General features: G+C 63.9%; 20 protein-coding genes. 2 read left to right on the top strand and 18 right to left on the bottom strand.

Annotated elements, in window-relative coordinates; all coding sequences use genetic code 11:
* Nucleotides 1–58: 58 nt before the first annotated feature.
* On the bottom strand, nt 59–2056 hold the full coding sequence (locus tag ACTNBK_RS09980) for a YgiQ family radical SAM protein (RefSeq protein ID WP_441145728.1): 1998 nt from the start codon (nt 2054–2056) through the stop codon (nt 59–61).
* 63 nt (nt 2057–2119) lie between these two features.
* A complete protein-coding gene (locus ACTNBK_RS09975) occupies nt 2120–2326 on the bottom strand; it encodes a helix-turn-helix domain-containing protein (protein WP_441145726.1) in 207 nt (68 codons plus the stop codon).
* A gap of 73 nt (nt 2327–2399) precedes the next feature.
* Between ACTNBK_RS09975 and ACTNBK_RS09970 the strand changes: the two genes are divergently transcribed.
* Entirely contained in the window at nt 2400–2663 is a 264-nt protein-coding gene (locus ACTNBK_RS09970; protein WP_441145724.1) for a DUF6809 family protein, read from the top strand.
* Nucleotides 2664–2749: 86 nt separating this feature from the next.
* Here the strand turns inward: ACTNBK_RS09970 and ACTNBK_RS09965 are convergent, their stop codons facing one another.
* The 10 genes from ACTNBK_RS09965 to ACTNBK_RS09920 form a co-directional block, all read right to left on the bottom strand.
* Complete coding sequence (locus ACTNBK_RS09965) at nt 2750–3760, bottom strand: DUF3829 domain-containing protein (RefSeq protein WP_441145722.1); 1011 nt, start codon at nt 3758–3760, stop codon at nt 2750–2752.
* Between the two features lie 104 nt (nt 3761–3864).
* Nucleotides 3865–5019: a GNAT family N-acetyltransferase gene (locus tag ACTNBK_RS09960; protein WP_441145720.1), complete on the bottom strand. Its 1155-nt coding sequence runs from the start codon at nt 5017–5019 to the stop codon at nt 3865–3867.
* A gap of 35 nt (nt 5020–5054) precedes the next feature.
* Nucleotides 5055–5966 carry a dihydroorotate dehydrogenase gene (locus tag ACTNBK_RS09955; protein ID WP_441145718.1) on the bottom strand — a complete coding sequence of 304 codons (912 nt, stop codon included), beginning with the start codon at nt 5964–5966 and terminating at the stop codon, nt 5055–5057.
* Nucleotides 5959–6768 (bottom strand): dihydroorotate dehydrogenase electron transfer subunit, encoded by an 810-nt coding sequence (locus ACTNBK_RS09950; protein WP_441145716.1) that lies wholly within the window; start codon nt 6766–6768, stop codon nt 5959–5961. The genes ACTNBK_RS09955 and ACTNBK_RS09950 overlap by 8 nt, the downstream gene beginning before the upstream one ends.
* Before the next feature lie 12 nt (nt 6769–6780).
* Nucleotides 6781–6981 (bottom strand): hypothetical protein, encoded by a 201-nt coding sequence (locus ACTNBK_RS09945; RefSeq protein WP_441145714.1) that lies wholly within the window; start codon nt 6979–6981, stop codon nt 6781–6783.
* Nucleotides 6982–6983: 2 nt separating this feature from the next.
* The gene (locus ACTNBK_RS09940; protein WP_441145712.1) at nt 6984–7280 is read right to left on the bottom strand and encodes a hypothetical protein; all 297 of its coding nucleotides are present in this window, start codon (nt 7278–7280) and stop codon (nt 6984–6986) included.
* Nucleotides 7281–7289: 9 nt separating this feature from the next.
* Nucleotides 7290–7679 carry a hypothetical protein gene (locus ACTNBK_RS09935; RefSeq protein ID WP_441145710.1) on the bottom strand — a complete coding sequence of 130 codons (390 nt, stop codon included), beginning with the start codon at nt 7677–7679 and terminating at the stop codon, nt 7290–7292.
* Nucleotides 7680–7688: 9 nt separating this feature from the next.
* Nucleotides 7689–8207: a hypothetical protein gene (locus ACTNBK_RS09930; protein ID WP_441145708.1), complete on the bottom strand. Its 519-nt coding sequence runs from the start codon at nt 8205–8207 to the stop codon at nt 7689–7691.
* Between the two features lie 4 nt (nt 8208–8211).
* Nucleotides 8212–9135 (bottom strand): orotidine-5'-phosphate decarboxylase, encoded by a 924-nt coding sequence (gene pyrF / locus ACTNBK_RS09925; protein WP_441145706.1) that lies wholly within the window; start codon nt 9133–9135, stop codon nt 8212–8214.
* Nucleotides 9136–9149: 14 nt separating this feature from the next.
* Nucleotides 9150–10427, bottom strand: coding sequence for a dihydroorotase (locus tag ACTNBK_RS09920; RefSeq protein WP_441145704.1), 1278 nt, complete (start codon nt 10425–10427; stop codon nt 9150–9152).
* Nucleotides 10428–10632: 205 nt separating this feature from the next.
* Between ACTNBK_RS09920 and ACTNBK_RS09915 the strand changes: the two genes are divergently transcribed.
* Entirely contained in the window at nt 10633–10800 is a 168-nt protein-coding gene (locus tag ACTNBK_RS09915; RefSeq protein ID WP_294514446.1) for a hypothetical protein, read from the top strand.
* 41 nt (nt 10801–10841) lie between these two features.
* Here the strand turns inward: ACTNBK_RS09915 and ACTNBK_RS09910 are convergent, their stop codons facing one another.
* The 6 genes from ACTNBK_RS09910 to ACTNBK_RS09885 form a co-directional block, all read right to left on the bottom strand.
* The gene (locus tag ACTNBK_RS09910) at nt 10842–11291 is read right to left on the bottom strand and encodes a MarR family winged helix-turn-helix transcriptional regulator (RefSeq protein ID WP_441145702.1); all 450 of its coding nucleotides are present in this window, start codon (nt 11289–11291) and stop codon (nt 10842–10844) included.
* A gap of 103 nt (nt 11292–11394) precedes the next feature.
* Entirely contained in the window at nt 11395–11823 is a 429-nt protein-coding gene (gene fabZ, locus ACTNBK_RS09905; RefSeq protein ID WP_204738103.1) for a 3-hydroxyacyl-ACP dehydratase FabZ, read from the bottom strand.
* A gap of 4 nt (nt 11824–11827) precedes the next feature.
* Nucleotides 11828–13069, bottom strand: coding sequence for a beta-ketoacyl-ACP synthase II (fabF, locus tag ACTNBK_RS09900; RefSeq protein ID WP_441145700.1), 1242 nt, complete (start codon nt 13067–13069; stop codon nt 11828–11830).
* Nucleotides 13070–13084: 15 nt separating this feature from the next.
* Nucleotides 13085–13828 carry a 3-oxoacyl-[acyl-carrier-protein] reductase gene (gene fabG, locus ACTNBK_RS09895; protein WP_441145698.1) on the bottom strand — a complete coding sequence of 248 codons (744 nt, stop codon included), beginning with the start codon at nt 13826–13828 and terminating at the stop codon, nt 13085–13087.
* 3 nt (nt 13829–13831) lie between these two features.
* Nucleotides 13832–14761, bottom strand: coding sequence for an ACP S-malonyltransferase (fabD, locus tag ACTNBK_RS09890; protein ID WP_441145696.1), 930 nt, complete (start codon nt 14759–14761; stop codon nt 13832–13834).
* Nucleotides 14761–15696, bottom strand: coding sequence for a nitronate monooxygenase (locus tag ACTNBK_RS09885; RefSeq protein WP_441145694.1), 936 nt, complete (start codon nt 15694–15696; stop codon nt 14761–14763). Before ACTNBK_RS09885 ends, fabD begins: the two co-directional genes overlap by 1 nt.
* Between the last annotated feature and the right edge of the window lie 44 nt (nt 15697–15740).

Below are 15740 nucleotides of genomic sequence, written 5' to 3'. Positions count from 1 at the left end.
TGCCTATTGGACGGCAGAGGGCGCGGAAAAGTTTTCCGCGCCCTCTGTTTTTTCCTTTTTATTTTCTGCCCTTGCCGGGTTTGGCGTTTTTCTTTGCCTTGGGCTTGGCCCAGCCCGCCTTCCGCTTGGGCTGTGGGTCGTTGTGCTCCACCCGCTTGCCCTTCTGCTTGAGCTTCTGGTCCTCCCGCTTGGGAGGCTTGCCGCTCCGCCCGGCAGGCTTACCCTTGACGGGCGTGCCCGGCTTACCGGTCCAGGCGGGCCGGTCAGGCCGGAGGAGGCACTCCTTCCCGTAGCCGATCAAATCCTCCCGGTGGGCCTCCCGCAGGGCCTCCTTCACCAGGGGGCGCTTCTCCGGCCGCTTCCACTGCATCAGCGCCCGCTGCATGGCCTTGTGGTGGGCGTCGGTGGGGACAAAGACCGGCTTCATGGTCCGGGGGTCCAGGCCGGTGTAGTACATGCAGGTAGAGAGGGTGCCCGGGGTGGGATAAAAATCCTGGACCTGCTCGGGCTGACGGCCCGACTTGTTGAGCCATTCGGCCAGCTTCACAGCGTCCTGGAGGGTGCAGCCCGGGTGGGAGGACATGAGGTAGGGCACCAGGTACTGCTCCTTGCCGTACTTCTGGTTGAGCCGCTCATACTTCTGCCGGAATTTTTCGTAGACCTCGATGTGGGGCTTGCCCATCTCGTCCAGCACCCCGTTGACGCAGTGCTCCGGAGCCACCTTCAGCTGGCCGGAGACATGGTGCTTCACCAGCTCGGCAAAGAACTCCCCGCTGGGGTCCTTCATCATATAATCAAAGCGGATACCCGAACGAATGAAGATTTTTTTGATTCCGGGGAGTGATCTCAGCTTTCGTAATAACATTAGGTAATCAGTATGGTCGGCATCCAGGTTGGGGCAGGCAGTGGGAGAGAGACAGGCCCGGTTCTTGCACAGCCCTGCTTTCATCTGCTTTTTGCAGGCGGGGCGGCGGAAGTTGGCGGTGGGTCCGCCCACATCGTGGATATAGCCCTTGAAGCCGGGATGCTTGGTGAGCTCGGTGACCTCCCGGATGACGCTCTCATGGCTACGGGAAGAGATAATCCGCCCCTGGTGGAAGGCCAGGGAGCAGAAATTGCAGGCGCCGAAGCAGCCCCGGTTGTGGATGACGGAGAAGCGGACCTCCTCGATGGCGGGGACGCCCCCCATGTCGTCGTACATGGGGTGGGGCTCCCGGACGTAGGGGAGCTCGAAGACGGCGTCCATCTCCTCCGTGGTGAGGGGCATGGCGGGGGGATTGCAGATGAGGAGCCGGTCCCCGTGGCGCTGGAGGATGGCCTTGCCCACGATGGGGTCGTGCTCGTTATACTCCACCATGTTGGCCTGGGCGTAGGCCCGCTTGTCGTCCCGCACCTCCTCGAAGGAGGGGACCTCCACCATGGGGTAGGCACACTCCCCCGGGGTTTTGCCCACGAAGCAGGTGCCCTTCACATCGGTGATCTCCGAGATGGGGGTGCCGGAGGCCAGCCGGGCAGCGATCTCCCGGGTGGCCCGCTCCCCCATGCCGTAGACCAGAAGGTCGGCCTGGGCGTCAAAAATAATGGCACGCCGGACCTTGTCCTCCCAGTAGTCGTAGTGGGCGAAGCGGCGGAGGGAGGCCTCCAGGCCGCCGATGACCAGGGGGATGTCTCCAAAGACCTGCCGGACCCGGTTGGCGTAGACGATGGTGGCCCGGTCGGGGCGCAGTCCCGCCCGCTTTCCCGGGGAATAGGCGTCGTCAGTCCGGCGGCGCTTGGCCACGGTGTAGTGGGCCACCATGGAGTCGATATTGCCCGCTGAGAGCATCACCCCCAGCCGGGGACGGCCCAGGGCGGTGAAAGCCGCCGGGTCCTTCCAGTCGGGCTGGGCCATCACGGCCACCCGGTAGCCCTCCGCCTCCAGCACCCGGGAGATGATGGCCGGGCCGAAGGAGGGGTGGTCCACGTAGGCGTCGCCGGTGATGATGAGGAAATCATAGTCCTCCCAGCCCAGGTCCTTCATATCAGCTTTGGAGACGGGGAGAAATCGGGTGTTCATAGCGTATACCTCTTAATGTCAAAGAATCGGAAGGCGGCGGCCAGGGGCCGCCGCCGCTTTGGTCTATGGTTCATCGGTCCGCCCCACCAGATAGTCAATGGTGACGCCGAAGTGGTCGGCCAGCTTCCACAGGTTGTCGAATCCGGGTTTTTGTTCGCCCTTTTCAAAGCGTTGATACTGCCGGGTGGCGCACCCTACGGCGTTGGCCACCTCCTCCTGCTTTTCGCCGGCCTTTTGGCGCAATTCCTTCAAGCGAATGTGGAATTTCATCTCATCACCCCTTGACGCGACTAATTCGTCGCTTTATAATTATATATGACGAATTAGTCATGTGGAGGTTATTATGGACAATATCCTTGACCAACTCTATGCCGGAGAACTGTGCCCCTTCGAGGTCCCTCGCTCGCCGGACCAGGAATATGACTCGGCGGCGGAGCGCTTCGAACTGGCCTGGGCGGCCCTCATGGACGACCCGGACCCGGAGCGTCGAAAACTTCTCCAACAGCTGGAGGAGGCGCACAGGACACTGCTGGGGCTGCTGGAGCGTTCGGCCTTCGCCCAGGGCTTCCGCCTGGGCGGTCAGCTGGTGGCTGAGGTCTTTCGCTGAGGCGCGGCACCACAGGTGCGTCCGGGAAGCCGCCCCCCACACAAAAGAAGGGCCGTTGTTATATCAGGCGGAGTGAGCGCCCCGGCTTACTCGGCGAAGGCGTAGTTGTAGTCGTCGATGCAGTCGGAGAGGACCTCCTCGATGTGGATGATGCCTCCCAGGTAGTCGCGGCCGGGATCAGAGATGGGGGAACCGCTCTCCACCTGCATGACCATCCAGTCCACCGCCTGGACCAGGCTCTCCAGGCTGTACATAGGGGAGCCGCTCAGGGACTCGGCCATGAGCTGGTTTTTGTCCTCCACCGCCGCATTATAGGCGTCAACCGTGGTCTTCAGCTCCGCCTGGAGGGGATAGATGGGGGTCAGGTCCAGGTCCTGGATGTTGTCATCATATACATCCTGCTTGTAGCACTCGTCCAGCAGCTCCCGGGTGACAGTGATGGCGTGACTGGCATTATAGATGATAGTCCGGCCTTCGTCCAGCATCTTCTGCTCCTCGGCGGCGGTGCGCTCCACCGCCAGCTGGGAGACGGCGTCCATGTAGGTGTAGGCCAGGGACTCAAAGGTATCCACATTGGCCTGAATGACCGCGTGGAACTCCTTGGCCTTTGCATACTGGTTGTCCGAAAAGTCGTAGCAGCTGTAAATGTCATCAAAGGTATCCATCAGGGCCCGCATGGGCTCGGCAATCTGAACAGTCAGATCGTCCAGGGTCTCGAAGGCAGGCTCCATCCCCGCCACCAGGAGAGCGTCGTCCAGCAGGCTGCTGTCAAAGGGGCTGATGTCATATTTATATTCGTAGGGCGTATCCGGCACAAAAGCGAACTCGTCGGCGTACTCTACCACCAGATAGTAGCTGTAAATATTATCCGGCACTTCGACAATCTCGTTGTTCATCTCAACATAGATGTTGTACTTGACCGTGTCCATCTCCTCCGGGGTCAGGCCCAGGTCCTCCGCCGTGGGGGCGGTGGGCTCCACCGTCTCGGTGGAGACGGGCTGGGTCTCCGTGACCTCAGGCGCAGCGCTGGGCGTACTCTCAGGGGCCTTCCCGTCCGAGGAGCAGCCGGACAGGAGCAGCAGGCCGGACAGGGTCATCAGGGTCAGGCCCTTGGCGGCAAATTGTCAGTTTCTTTTCTGGTTTTCATTGCGATCCATACAAATTCCTTCTCTCTTTGTTTTATGTGCCGCGGTATCCCGCCTCATTCCCCGTAGCCGATGTACTTTTCCATAATGTCCAGGGGAACACGGGTACCGGTAGCTTGACACACCTTGTGGAAACCGTACCTCTTATAAAATCGCTGGGCCACCAGATTATCCGGGGCGCAGCGCAGGCGCAGGTAATCCCGGCCCAGGGGGCGGTAGACCGACACGGCCTGGCCGATGAGCTGGACGCCCAGGCCCCGCTTGCGCAGAGTGGGCATCATATAGACAAATGGGATGTAGCCGATGCCCTTGTCAGCATCCCGGCGCAGGTCCAGCTGGAGGACTCCGGCCACCTCGTCCCCCAGCATGACGCAGATGACCGAGTTGTGGTCAAAGCGCCACTGCTCCAGGGCGTCGTGGGCAAAGGCATCCCCGTCGTAGTTGTCCCAGGAGCCGTGGATGTTGAGCCAGGCCTCCCCCCGGCACTGCCGGTAGAAGTCGCTCTCCTTCTCCATGTCCAGGGGCCGGAACCACATGTTGGCGTCGGCCATGCTGCCGGTATCCTGCTTCCACCAGCGCTGCTTGGCGAAGGTGGAGATCTCCTCGGGCAAGTGGCTGGCGTCGTCGTGGAAGACCACCCGGACGTCGTTCCCGTCAAACTCCAGCAGGGAGACGGCGGTATTGTCGCTGTGGGGCAGACTGGCCGATTCCTCGATACTCATGCCCTGGAAAACCGCCAAAGCATTGCGGATGGCGGTGCCGTGGCACACCACCGCCACCGTCTCATTGGGGTGATTGTGGGCGATCTGTCGGATGGCACCGGAAACCCGTTCCCGCACCTCTTCAAAGCTCTCGCCCCCCTCCACCTTCCAGCGCCGGTCGGTGGCGTTGAACCAGGAGAGCTGCTGGGCGTCGGTGCGGGCCACCTCGCCCCAGGTCCGGTCCTCCCACACCCCCATGGCCACCTCCCGGAGGCTCTTCCGGGTGGTGAGGGTCAGGCCCTTGGGCTTATAGATGGCCTTGGCGGTGGTGCGGGTGCGGAAGAGGTCGCTGGAATACACCGCGTCCACATGGATGCTCTCGAACCGGTGAGCCAGCGCGGCAATTTGCCGGTAGCCGTTGTCGGTCACGAGGCTGTCATACTGCCCGTGGATGCGGCGGTAAAGGTTGCCCTCCGCCTCCGCATGCCGGACCAGATAGATCTTCGTCATTGGGATCTCCTTCTCTTTCTCAGAACTGCTGGGATTCACCAGGGCTGGACGGCACCGGTGAGCTCAGTGATCCGGGCCAGGCCCTGCTTCTCCGCGTAGGCGGCGAGCTCGTCCCGGACCCGGACGGGGGCGTAGACGTCGGCAAAGGAGGCGGTTCCCACCGCCACTGCCGTGGCGCCGGCCAGCATGAGCTCGGCGGCGTCAGCGCCCTTGCTCACGCCGCCCATGCCCAGGATGGGCACCTTGACGGCATTGGCCACCTCCCACACCATCCGCACCGCCACGGGCAGCACGGCGGGGCCGGAAAGGCCGCCGGTATTCATCTTCAGAATGGGGCGGCGGGTGTTCACATCGATGCGCATGCCCCGAATGGTGTTGATGAGGCTGATGGCGTCGGCTCCCGCCCCCTCCACCGCCTTGGCGATCTCGGTGATGTCGGTGACGTTGGGAGAGAGCTTCACCATCACGGGGACGGTAGCGCTCTTCTTGGCGATCTCGGTGACCTCGGCGGCCATCTCCGGCTTGGTGCCGTAGGCCAGGCCCCCCGCCTTCACGTTGGGGCAGGAGATGTTGACCTCGATCATATCCACCCCCGCCGCCGACAGCTTTTCGCACATGCCGCCGTACTCCTCCGGGGTGTTGCCGGAGATGTTGGCGATGATCTTCACGTCGTGCTTTTTAAGTTCGGGCAGCTCGTGGGCGATGAAGGCGTCCACGCCCGGGTTCTGGAGCCCCACGGAGTTGAGGATGCCCATGGGGGTCTCGGCGATCCGGGGGGCGGGGTTGCCCTCCCGGGGCAGGGGGGTGAGCCCCTTGACACAGATGGCACCCAACTCGCTCAAATCAAAAAAATGGCCGTACTCCCGGCCGAAACCGAAGGTGCCGGAGGGGACCACAATGGGGTTCTTGAGCTCCACCCCGGCCAGATTCACCCGCAGGTCAGTCATTCCAGTCCACCTCCTTGGCGTCAAAGACGGGGCCGTCCTTGCAGACGTGCTTCCGGTGGCCGTCGGCCATATCGCAGGCGCAGACCAGGCAGGCTCCCACGCCGCAGCCCATGCGCTCCTCCAGGGAAACCTGGCAGTCCACGCCGTGGGCGGCACAGGTTTTGGCCACCGCCTTCAGCATCCCCTTGGGGCCACAGGCCATCACCACAGGGGGCACCGGCTTGCCGGAGCAGGCGGCGCAGTCGGCCGAGGCGCAGGGCTGGTTTTGAAGAAACTCCTCCACCAGCTCGGTAACAAAGCCCTTCCGGCCGGTGGTTCCGTCGTCGCTGATGACGCTCATGGAGCGGCAGCACTCGGCGAACTCGTCGGTGAGCATCCTGTGGCCCTGGTCCCGGAAGCCCAGGGCGGCGTGGACCTCCGCCCCGGAAGCAGCAGCGGCCTTGGCCACACCCAGCATGGGGGGCACGCCGATGCCGCCCCCCACCACCAGGATCTTCTTGGCTGAGATGTCGAAGCCGTGGCCCAGAGGGCCCAGCACGTCCAGCTCATCCCCAGCCTTTCGCCGGGAGAGCCACTCGGTCCCCTCTCCCCGGACCTCAAAGACCACCCGCAGGGTGGTCTTGTCCCAGGAACAGATGGAGATGGGCCGGCGGAGCAGCCGCTCTTCTCCACACTTGATGTGGACAAACTGGCCGCAGGACGTCTGGGCCGCCATCTCCTCTCCCACCTCCAGGGTGAGGGCATAGGCATATTCGTTGAGGCGGACGGCCTCCGCCACGGTACAGATCTTCTGGACAGGCATCCAGAACCCTCCCTACTTCTTTTTCTCCTTGTCCCGCTCGATCCAGCGGGGGTCCCGGTAGAACTCGTACCGCCCGCACTGGGGGCACAGGTACAGGTCGGCCCGGGCGCACAGATAGTTGAGCCGGGCCGGCAAAAGGGCCGGGCTCAGGTATTCCAGCACCGCCCCGCAGGCGGGGCAGCGTTTTTCGGTGTTCTCTTTTTGCTCTTCCACGGTCAGCCCTCCCAACCCGGCTTGTCGTCGTCCCGGCCGAACCAGCGGCGCTTTTTCTTCTTCGGCTCCGGGGCCTTCTCTCTTTGAGCCTCTCCAGACCTTTTCACAGGCAGACAGCTCGTTCCGCAGTAGGCGCACCGCTCGCTTTTCCCCACCTGCCCACAGGCGGGGCAGCGGTAGAGCGCCGCATCGAAAAAGTCAGGGCTGAAGGGCAGGTCGTTTTTCAAACGCATGTCCCGGACATAGCCCGTCTCTCCGCCGCAGGCGGAGCATTTTTTTGTCCTTCGTTCCGCTTCCATGCCGTTCCCTCACTTTCGGTCAGGGTCGCCGGGCAAGGTCTCCTCCATGGTCTCCAGGTCCACCACGCTGCCGCAGATGGGGCACCTCCGGTCCCGGCGCGGGTTGCCGCAGGTGGGACAAATAAAGATCTGGGCGCTGATCTCTCCCGCCTTCACCTTCTCCTGGAAATCCAGGAGCCAGGCTCTGTCCTCTTCTTCCTCCCGCTGCTCTGTCTCCCGCCGCTCCAGCTCCTCTTGGGGCAGATACAGCTCCCCCCTGCCGCATTTGGGGCAGATGTGGAGTTCCATGGGAAAGGCCGGCAGATGGTCGCTGTTGGGGTCAGGCCAGCCCTCCATACGAACCAGCCGCTCATATTCCATTGCTCCGCCGCAGGCGGGGCAGGTCTTCTTTTCTCCCATACCGTTCACCTATTTCTCCCAGTCCGGCTTTTTCCGCCGGCCGAAAAAGCCCTTCTCCTCCCAGGGGTCGTCCCTGGGCTTAGGCCGTCTGGACGGCGGCGGCGCTTGGGGGACGGCTGCCTTCTCCGGCGGCGGTGTTTCCTTCTCTTCCGCTTTTTCTTCCGGCTCCAGCCATGCCGGACCCTCCGGCACCCGCTCCAGGAGCCACAGGGCCTTTTCGCACTTGGGGCAGTACCAAGCGCCCTCGTAGCAGATGTTTCCGGAGAGAAGCATCCCCTCCAGACCCTGCTCGCCCTCCTTGGCCGGGCGCAGCTCTACCGCCTTCTTCTCGTCCCAGTCAGGCACCTTCCAGCGGCGCTCCACCTTGTCCAGAAGAGCCCTGGCCGGCTCGGGCAGGGACTCCCGCCCGCCGGCCTCCGGCGCTTCCTCAGCCGGCGGCAGCCACCGATACTCCCAGTCAACGGAGCGGACCCGCTTGGTCTGCATAGCCCCGGGGACCATGTCCTCGCCGCAGAACGGGCACTTCATGGCCTTACCGGATGGTCACGTACTGGCCGATGGCGTCCCTCATGGTCTCCGCGGCGGCGCGGGCGGCCTCCTGGAAATCGGCGCCGTCCTTGCCGGTCTTCTGCCAGGCGCACATGATGGACCGGGAGGCGTTGACGATGGCGCCGTGGCCATCCTTATCAAAGGCGTACTGCACGTCCTCGGCGGTACCGCCCTGGGCGCCGTAGCCGGGAACCAGGAAGAAGGTGTGGGGCAGACGAGCCCGCAGCTCCTTGAGCTCCTCGGGCCAGGTGGCGCCGGTGACGGCGCCGGCCAGGCTGTAGCCATACTTGCCCACGGTGCCCTCGCCCAGCTTCTCGGCCATGTCGCCCAGGAGCTGGTAGACCAGCTTGTCCCCGGCGGTCAGGTTCTGGAGCTCGCCGGAACCGGGATTGGAGGTCTTGGCCAGGAGGAAGAGGCACTTATCATACTTCTTGCAGGTGTCCACGAAGGGGCCCACGGTGTCGGAACCCATGTAGCCGTTGAGGGTGACGCAGTCTGCGCCGAAGGCGGTGAGGGCGGCGCTCCCCACCTGGGTCTCGCCCAGCCAGGCGTCGGCGTAGGCCTGGGCAGTGGAGCCGATGTCGCCGCGCTTGATGTCGGCGATGACGAAGAGGCCCTGCTCCTTAGCGTAGGCAATGGTCTTTTCCATGACGGCCAGGCCCTGCCAGCCCAGCCGCTCGTAGTAGGCCGCCTGGGGCTTCACGGCGGGGACCACGTCCTTGAGGGCGTCGATAAGACCCTTGTTGAACTGCCACACCGCCTCGGCGGCACCGGCCAGGGTCTCGCCATGCTCGGCGTAGGCGGCCTTCAGGATGTGGGGCGGAATCTGCTCCGGCTTGGGGTCCAGACCGGCCACAGTGGGGTTCTTCTTGGCGATGATCTTCTCCTGCAAAACGTCAAACGACATCTTTATGTCCTCCCTTATCTGTCTTCGTAGACGATCTTGCCGCCTACGATGGTGTATTTCACTTTGCCCGTCAGCACCCGTCCGGCAAAGGGGGTATTGCGCCCCTTGGAGGCAAATTGCGCCGGGTCTACCGTCCAGGTCTCGTTGGGGTCGAAGATGGTGAAGTCGGCCTCGCCCCCCAGGCTCAGACGGCCCTTGGGGATGCCCAGGATACAGGCCGGGTTGAAGGTCATTTTCTTCAGAATGTCGGAGAGGTCCATCTCCCCGGTGTGATAGAGGGCGGTGAGGGTGGCCCCCAGGGAGGTCTCCAGACCCACCATGCCGCTGGGCGCCTCAGCCAGCGGCTTGGCCTTCTCCTGGGCGGAGTGGGGGGCGTGGTCGGTGGCGATGGCGTCGATGGTGCCGTCCTTGAGCCCGGCGATGATGGCCTCCACATCCTGCTTGGTCCGCAGGGGGGGATTGACGCGGGCTATGGAGCCCTGGGTGAGGACCTCGTCCTCGGTGAAGGTGAAGTACTGGGGGCAGGTCTCACAGGTGATGTGGACGCCCTTCTTCTTGAACTGCCGGACGATGTCCACACTGCCGGCGGTGGAGATGTGGCAGATGTGGACGGCGGCCCCCGTCTCCTCGGAGAGCATGGCGTCCCGCATGACCATCAGCTCCTCGGCGATAGCGGGGCGGCCCGGGAGATTCAAAGCCCGGGAGACCCGCCCCTCGTTGACGGCGTAATTGCACACCATATTGGCATCCTCGCAGTGGGAGAGGATGGTGAGTCCCAGCCGTTTGGCGCGGATGAGGGCATCCCGCATCAGGTTGGCGTTCTGGATGGGCATACCGTCGTCGGAGAGGGCCACAGCGCCCGCCTCCTTCAGGGCCTGACCGTCGGTGAGGCTCTCCCCCTTCTCCCCCACGGTGACGGCGCCGATGGGCCACACCCGCACCCCGCAGGACTCAGCGGCCCGGCGGAGGACGTAGCGGACCTGTTCGGGGCTGTCCACGGCGGGCTTGGTGTTGGGCATGCAGGCCACGGAGGTGATGCCCCCCCGGGCAGCGGCGGCGGTGCCGGTGGAGATGTCCTCCTTGTATTCTAACCCCGGCTCCCGTAGGTGGACGTGCATGTCCACCAGGCCGGCGCACACGGTGAGCCCACGGGCGTCGATGATCTGGGCGTCCTGGTCCCGGAGGTCACTGCCAATCACAGCCAGTTTTCCATCCTCGATGAGGATGTCCATAACGCCGCCGATCCCCCCCACAGGGTCGACCAGACGGCCTTTTTGGATGAGAAGCTTCACGTCATTGCTCCTTTCCCATATTGGACACAACAAGAGAGGGACCGGGCAGCCCGCTCCCCTGGGAATGTTCTTCCGGCGGCGGGACAGTTCCGTCCGTTTCGCCGATACGGTTCAATTATAGAAGATGTATCTTCGTTTGGCAATGGATTTTTCGTGAATCCTGGGCACAATAAGCTTGGACCTTGTCCAGAAGGAGGAATCGAATATGGAGAGCAAGCACATGATGCGCAACATCGGCATCGGCATGGCCGCCGGCGCCGCCCTGGGGATGTTGATGGCCCCCCAGAAAAAGACCCTCAAGGCCACCGCCAAAAAGGCCATGCGGGCCATGGAGGACGCCGCTGAGAACATGACCCAGAGCATGGGCATGTAACAAAAATGGTCCCCTCCGGCACATGCCGGAGGGGACCATTTTTAGGTGTGTTTTGGCAGTAGAATTTCGGGCATGAGCTCGTCGGAAATGATGTCCAGCATCTCCTCGATCTTGGCCACATCCTCCGCCGGAAACCGGGCCTTGATCCGGTCCATGACCGTGCTCAGGTAGCCGTAGCTGATGTTGTAGTAGTCAATATACTTCTGGGTCACCACCAGGTGGTATTCCCGCTTGTCCGTCTCGGACTGCTCCTTGCGGACATAGCCCTTCTGGATCAGATTGTTGATCTTGTAGGCGGCATTGGGGGCAGAGATGCCCACAAAGCTGGAAAACTCGTTGACGGTGGGCTTCCCCAGGGCCATGATGATCTCCATGCAGAAGGTCTCCACGGTGGTCAGGCTGGCCTCCCGCTTCTGAAACCGCCCGAACACCGAGCGGTAGAAATGGAGCTTGAATTTAGTATACACTTCGTTGAACGCCTGTTCCAGCATACTGTTCCCCTCCAAAACGACTGTGTCCGTACGTATCGCCTCTGCCTACGCCGGCCTTTTCTCTACCATCGTACCTGAAATCCGCCGTTTTGGCAATGGGTCGTCAGCCGCCTACGGCGAAGGTGAGCTCACCCTGGGCGGCCACCTTTCCGTCCACCTTGGCCACCGCCTTGCCGAAGCCCACTGGCCCCCGGCGCTCGATGAGTTCGCAGGAGAGCTCCAGCACATCGCCGGGGCGGACCTGCTTTTTGAATCTGGCGTTCTTGATGCCGCCGAAGAAGGCCAGCTTTCCCTTGTTCTCCGGCAGCGAGAGGATGGCCACCGCGCCCACCTGGGCCAGAGCCTCGATGATGAGCACGCCAGGCATTACCTTGTACTGAGGGAAGTGGCCCACGAAGAAGGGTTCGTTGACGGTGACCGCCTTGATGCCCTTGGCCCACTCGCCGGGGACATAGTCGACGATCTTGTCCACCAGCAGGAAGGGGGGGCGGTGGGGGATGATCTCCTGGATCTGCTCGATGTTCAGCTCCACAGGCTTAACCCTCCCATTTCTTCAGCAGGATGCTGGCATTGTGGCCGCCAAAGCCCAGGGAGTTGGACATGGCGTACTTGACGTCGGCACTGCGGCCCACGTTGGGCACTACATCCAGATCGCACTCGGGGTCGGGCTCCTGATAGCCGATGGTGGCAGGCAGGAAGCCGTCCATCAGGGTCTGGGCGGTAAACACGGCCTCCACGGCGCCGGCGGCGCCCAGCATGTGGCCGGTCATGGACTTGGTGGAGCTCACCGCCAGGTGATAGGCGTGCTCACCGAAGGCGGTCTTGATGGCCTGGGTCTCACAGGCATCGTTCATGGGGGTGGAGGTGCCATGGGCGTTGATGTAGCCCACCTCCTCCGGGGCCACCCCGGCGTCTGCGAGGGCCAGAGACATGGCCTTAGCGCCGCCCTCGCCGCCTGGGGCAGGGGCGGTGATGTGGTAAGCGTCACAGGTGGCGCCGTAGCCCACTACCTCACCCAGGATCTTGGCGCCCCGGGCCTTGGCGTGCTCCAGCTCCTCCAGCACCAGCACACCGGCGCCCTCGCCCATGACGAAGCCGCTGCGGCGGGCGTCAAAGGGGATGGAGGCGGCGGTGGGGTCGTCCCCGGTGTGGAGGGCGTGCATGGAGGTGAAGCCACCCATGGACAGCTCCGTGACCACGGCCTCGGCGCCGCCGCACAGGACCACGTCGGCGTAGCCGTCCCGGACCTGCCGCATGGCGTCGCCCACGGCGTTGGTGCCACCGGCGCAGGCGGTGGTGGGACAGGTGGCCATGCCCTTCAGACCATATTTGATGGCGACATGGGCAGAGGCCATATTGGCGATGGCCATGGGGATAAAGAAGGGGGAGATCTTGTCAAACCCCTTCTGGGCCCCCTTCACACACTCGTTCTGAAGGGTGATGAGGCCACCGATACCGGCGGAAATAATGATGGCGCAGCGGTAGGGGTCCTCCTTGGCGAAGTCCAGACCACTCTGCTCTACCGCCTCCTGGGCGGCTGCCATGGCAAACTGGGCAAAGCGGTCCACCTTCCGGGCCTCCCGCTTCTCCATATAGTTGGCCGGGTCGAAGCCCTTGACCTCACCAGCCAGCTTGGCCTTCATGTTGGAGGCGTCATAGAGGGTGATGGGGGCGATGCCGCAAGTTCCAGCCTTCACGGCCGCCCAGCTCTCAGCGGCGGTAAGGCCCACGGGGGTGACTGCCCCCAGGCCGGTGATGACTACCCGTCTTCTTTCCATCTCTGCTCTCCTCCTTTAGACCGCCATACCGCCATCCACGCACAGGACCTGGCCCGTGACATAGGCGGACTCGTCCCCGGCGAAGAAGGCCACAGCCTTGGCCACATCCTCAGCCTGGCCCAGCCGCCCCATGGGGATGGTGGTCAGCATGGCCTCCCGGGCCTTTTCAGGCAGGGCGGCCGTCATGTCGGTGTCGATAAAGCCGGGGGCCACCGCGTTGACGGTGACGTTCCGGGCGGCCAGCTCCTTGGCCATGGACTTGGTGAGGCCGATGAGCCCCGCCTTGCTGGCGGCGTAGTTGGCCTGGCCGGCGTTGCCCCGGAGGCCCACGATGCTGGAGAGGTTGACGATGCGTCCGTACTTCTGCTTCATCATGGGCCGGTAGACCGCCTTCATGCAGTGGAAGGCGCCCTTCAGGTTGATGTCCAGCACGGCGTCCCAGTCAGCCTCCTTCATCATGGGCATGAGACCGTCCCGGGTGACCCCGGCGTTGTTGACCAGGATATCCAGCCGGCCAAAGCGGGTCAGGACCTCCTTCACCATGGTCTCGCAGGCGGCGGCGTCGGCCACATCGGCCTGGATGGCGAAGGCCTCCACACCCTGGGCCTCACAGGCCTTCACCGTCTCCTCGGCGGCGGCGGCGTTGCCGGCGTAATTCACCGCCACCCGGGCGCCCTGACGGGCCAGCTCCAGGCAGACTGCCCGGCCAATGCCCCGGCTGCCGCCGGTGACCAGAGCACATTTACCCTGTAAGCTCATCTTTTACGCTCCTTTCAGGGCGGCCACCGCCGCCTCCAGGTCCTCCGCCGTCTCCACGGCGTAGGTGGTGATGCTCTTGTCTGTCTTCTTGACAAAGCCGCTCAGGGCCTTGCCGGGGCCGATCTCCAGAATGGTATCCACCCCGTGGGCAGCCATGTTGCGGATGGTGTCCTCCATGTGGACGCTGCTCTGGACCTGCTTGACCAGCAGGCCGGGGATGGTGTCCCCCTCACCCAGTACGTCGCCCTTGCAGTTGAAGAGGACGGGGCAGCGCATGGGGGCAAACTCCACGGTGTGGAACCGCTCCTCCAGAGCGGCGCCGGCGGGGGCCATCAGGGAGGTGTGGAAGGGTCCGCTCACCTTCAGGGGCATGACCCGCTTGGCCCCGGCCTCCTTGGCCAGGCGACCGGCCTCCTCCACGGCGGCGGCGTCGCCGCCGATGACGATCTGGCCGGGGCAGTTGAGGTTGGCGATCTCGGCCACCCCCAGGTGGGAGGCGGCGTCGCAGCACTTCTGGAGCTCCTCCCGTCCCAGCATGAGGACGGCGGCCATGGCGCTGGGCCGGTCCTTAACGGCGCCGGCCATGGCCTTGCCGCGGAAGGCCACCAGCTCGATGGCCTGCTCAGGAGTGAGCACCCCGGCGGCGCACAGGGCGGAGTACTCGCCCAGGCTCAGGCCGGCCGTCATGGCCGGGCGAATGCCTTTCTCGTAGAGTACGGCGGTGACGCCGGCGGCAAAGGCCACCATGCAGGGCTGGGTGTACTGGGTCTGGTTGAGCTGTTCCTCCGGGCCCTCAAAGCACAGCTTTTTCAGGTCGAAGTCCAGCTTAGCGCCGTCCAGCACCGTCCGAAAGGCGGGATAGGCCTCATAGAGGTCCTTGCCCATGCCCACGTGCTGGGTGCCCTGGCCGGCGTAGAGGAAAGCCAGCTTCATCAAAAACCCTCCTTCTCAAGGCGGTCCAGAACGGACTTGCAGCCGCCGCACAGGTCCTCCAGGATTGCCCGGACGGGCCGGATCTCGTGGAGCATACCGGCCACCTGACCGGCCATGAGGCTACCGTTTTTGGTGTCGCCCTCAAAGACGGCCCGGCGGAGGGAGCCCAGGGTGAACTGCTCCAGCTCCATCTTGTCGGCCCCCTCCTTCTCCTTGGCGATGTAGGCCTTGGCCATGGGGTTTTTCAAGATGCGGACGGGGGTGCCGCCGATGCGGCCGGTGACCACGGTGCCGCTGTCCTTGGCCTTGAGGACGGCCTCCTTGTAGTTTTCATGGATGGGGCACTCCTGGCTGACCAGCAGACAGGTGCCCACCTGGGCGCCGCAGGCGCCCAAGGCAAAGGCGGCCACCAGCTGACGACTGTCGGCGATGCCACCGGCGGCCACCACGGGGAGGTCCACGGCGTCGCAGACCTGGGGGACCAGGGCCATGGTGGTGAGCTCACCCACATGGCCGCCGGACTCGGTGCCTTCGGCGATGACGCCGTCGGCGCCCGCCCGGGCCACCAGCTTGGCCAGAGCCACCACGGAGACCACGGGGAAGACCTTGGCCCCCGCCTCCTTCCACATGGGGATGAAGGAGGCCGGGTTGCCGGCACCGGTGGTGATGAAGGGGACCTTCTCCTCAGCGGCGATCTGGGCCATCTCCTTGGCCTGGGGGTGCATGAGCATGATATTCACGCCAAAGGGCTTATCGGTGAGGGTGCGGCACTTCCGGATGTTTTCCCGAAACGTGTCGGCATTCATGCCGCCCGCGCCGATGAGGCCCATGGCCCCGGCGTTGGAGACGGCGGCGGCAAACTCACCGGTGGCGATGTTGGCCATGCCGCCCTGGATGATGGGGAACTCCGTCCCCAGGATCTCGTTCAATTTCATGGTGTTACCCGTCCTTACTCTCTTGATGGCAGCCGGTACCGGCC

It is taken from the genome of Intestinimonas sp. HCP28S3_D6, assembly GCF_052065695.1.
Taxonomy (GTDB): Bacteria; Bacillota; Clostridia; order Oscillospirales; family Oscillospiraceae; genus Intestinimonas.
Note: the sequence above shows the minus strand (reverse complement) of the source record. Positions and strands in the feature narration are given on the sequence as shown.

What these genes read in the sequence shown, in the direction of transcription:
- ACTNBK_RS09980 (WP_441145728.1), bottom strand. Translation starts at nt 2,056, where the DNA reads ATGAACACCCGATTTCTCCCCGTCTCCAAAGCTGATATGAAGGACCTG.
- ACTNBK_RS09975 (WP_441145726.1), bottom strand. Translation starts at nt 2,326, where the DNA reads ATGAAATTCCACATTCGCTTGAAGGAATTGCGCCAAAAGGCCGGCGAA.
- ACTNBK_RS09970 (WP_441145724.1), top strand. Translation starts at nt 2,400, where the DNA reads ATGGACAATATCCTTGACCAACTCTATGCCGGAGAACTGTGCCCCTTC.
- ACTNBK_RS09965 (WP_441145722.1), bottom strand. Translation starts at nt 3,760, where the DNA reads ATGACCCTGTCCGGCCTGCTGCTCCTGTCCGGCTGCTCCTCGGACGGG.
- ACTNBK_RS09960 (WP_441145720.1), bottom strand. Translation starts at nt 5,019, where the DNA reads ATGACGAAGATCTATCTGGTCCGGCATGCGGAGGCGGAGGGCAACCTT.
- ACTNBK_RS09955 (WP_441145718.1), bottom strand. Translation starts at nt 5,966, where the DNA reads ATGACTGACCTGCGGGTGAATCTGGCCGGGGTGGAGCTCAAGAACCCC.
- ACTNBK_RS09950 (WP_441145716.1), bottom strand. Translation starts at nt 6,768, where the DNA reads ATGCCTGTCCAGAAGATCTGTACCGTGGCGGAGGCCGTCCGCCTCAAC.
- ACTNBK_RS09940 (WP_441145712.1), bottom strand. Translation starts at nt 7,280, where the DNA reads ATGGAAGCGGAACGAAGGACAAAAAAATGCTCCGCCTGCGGCGGAGAG.
- ACTNBK_RS09935 (WP_441145710.1), bottom strand. Translation starts at nt 7,679, where the DNA reads ATGGGAGAAAAGAAGACCTGCCCCGCCTGCGGCGGAGCAATGGAATAT.
- ACTNBK_RS09930 (WP_441145708.1), bottom strand. Translation starts at nt 8,207, where the DNA reads ATGAAGTGCCCGTTCTGCGGCGAGGACATGGTCCCCGGGGCTATGCAG.
- pyrF (WP_441145706.1), bottom strand. Translation starts at nt 9,135, where the DNA reads ATGTCGTTTGACGTTTTGCAGGAGAAGATCATCGCCAAGAAGAACCCC.
- ACTNBK_RS09915 (WP_294514446.1), top strand. Translation starts at nt 10,633, where the DNA reads ATGGAGAGCAAGCACATGATGCGCAACATCGGCATCGGCATGGCCGCC.
- ACTNBK_RS09910 (WP_441145702.1), bottom strand. Translation starts at nt 11,291, where the DNA reads ATGCTGGAACAGGCGTTCAACGAAGTGTATACTAAATTCAAGCTCCAT.
- fabF (WP_441145700.1), bottom strand. Translation starts at nt 13,069, where the DNA reads ATGGAAAGAAGACGGGTAGTCATCACCGGCCTGGGGGCAGTCACCCCC.
- fabG (WP_441145698.1), bottom strand. Translation starts at nt 13,828, where the DNA reads ATGAGCTTACAGGGTAAATGTGCTCTGGTCACCGGCGGCAGCCGGGGC.
- fabD (WP_441145696.1), bottom strand. Translation starts at nt 14,761, where the DNA reads ATGAAGCTGGCTTTCCTCTACGCCGGCCAGGGCACCCAGCACGTGGGC.
- ACTNBK_RS09885 (WP_441145694.1), bottom strand. Translation starts at nt 15,696, where the DNA reads ATGAAATTGAACGAGATCCTGGGGACGGAGTTCCCCATCATCCAGGGC.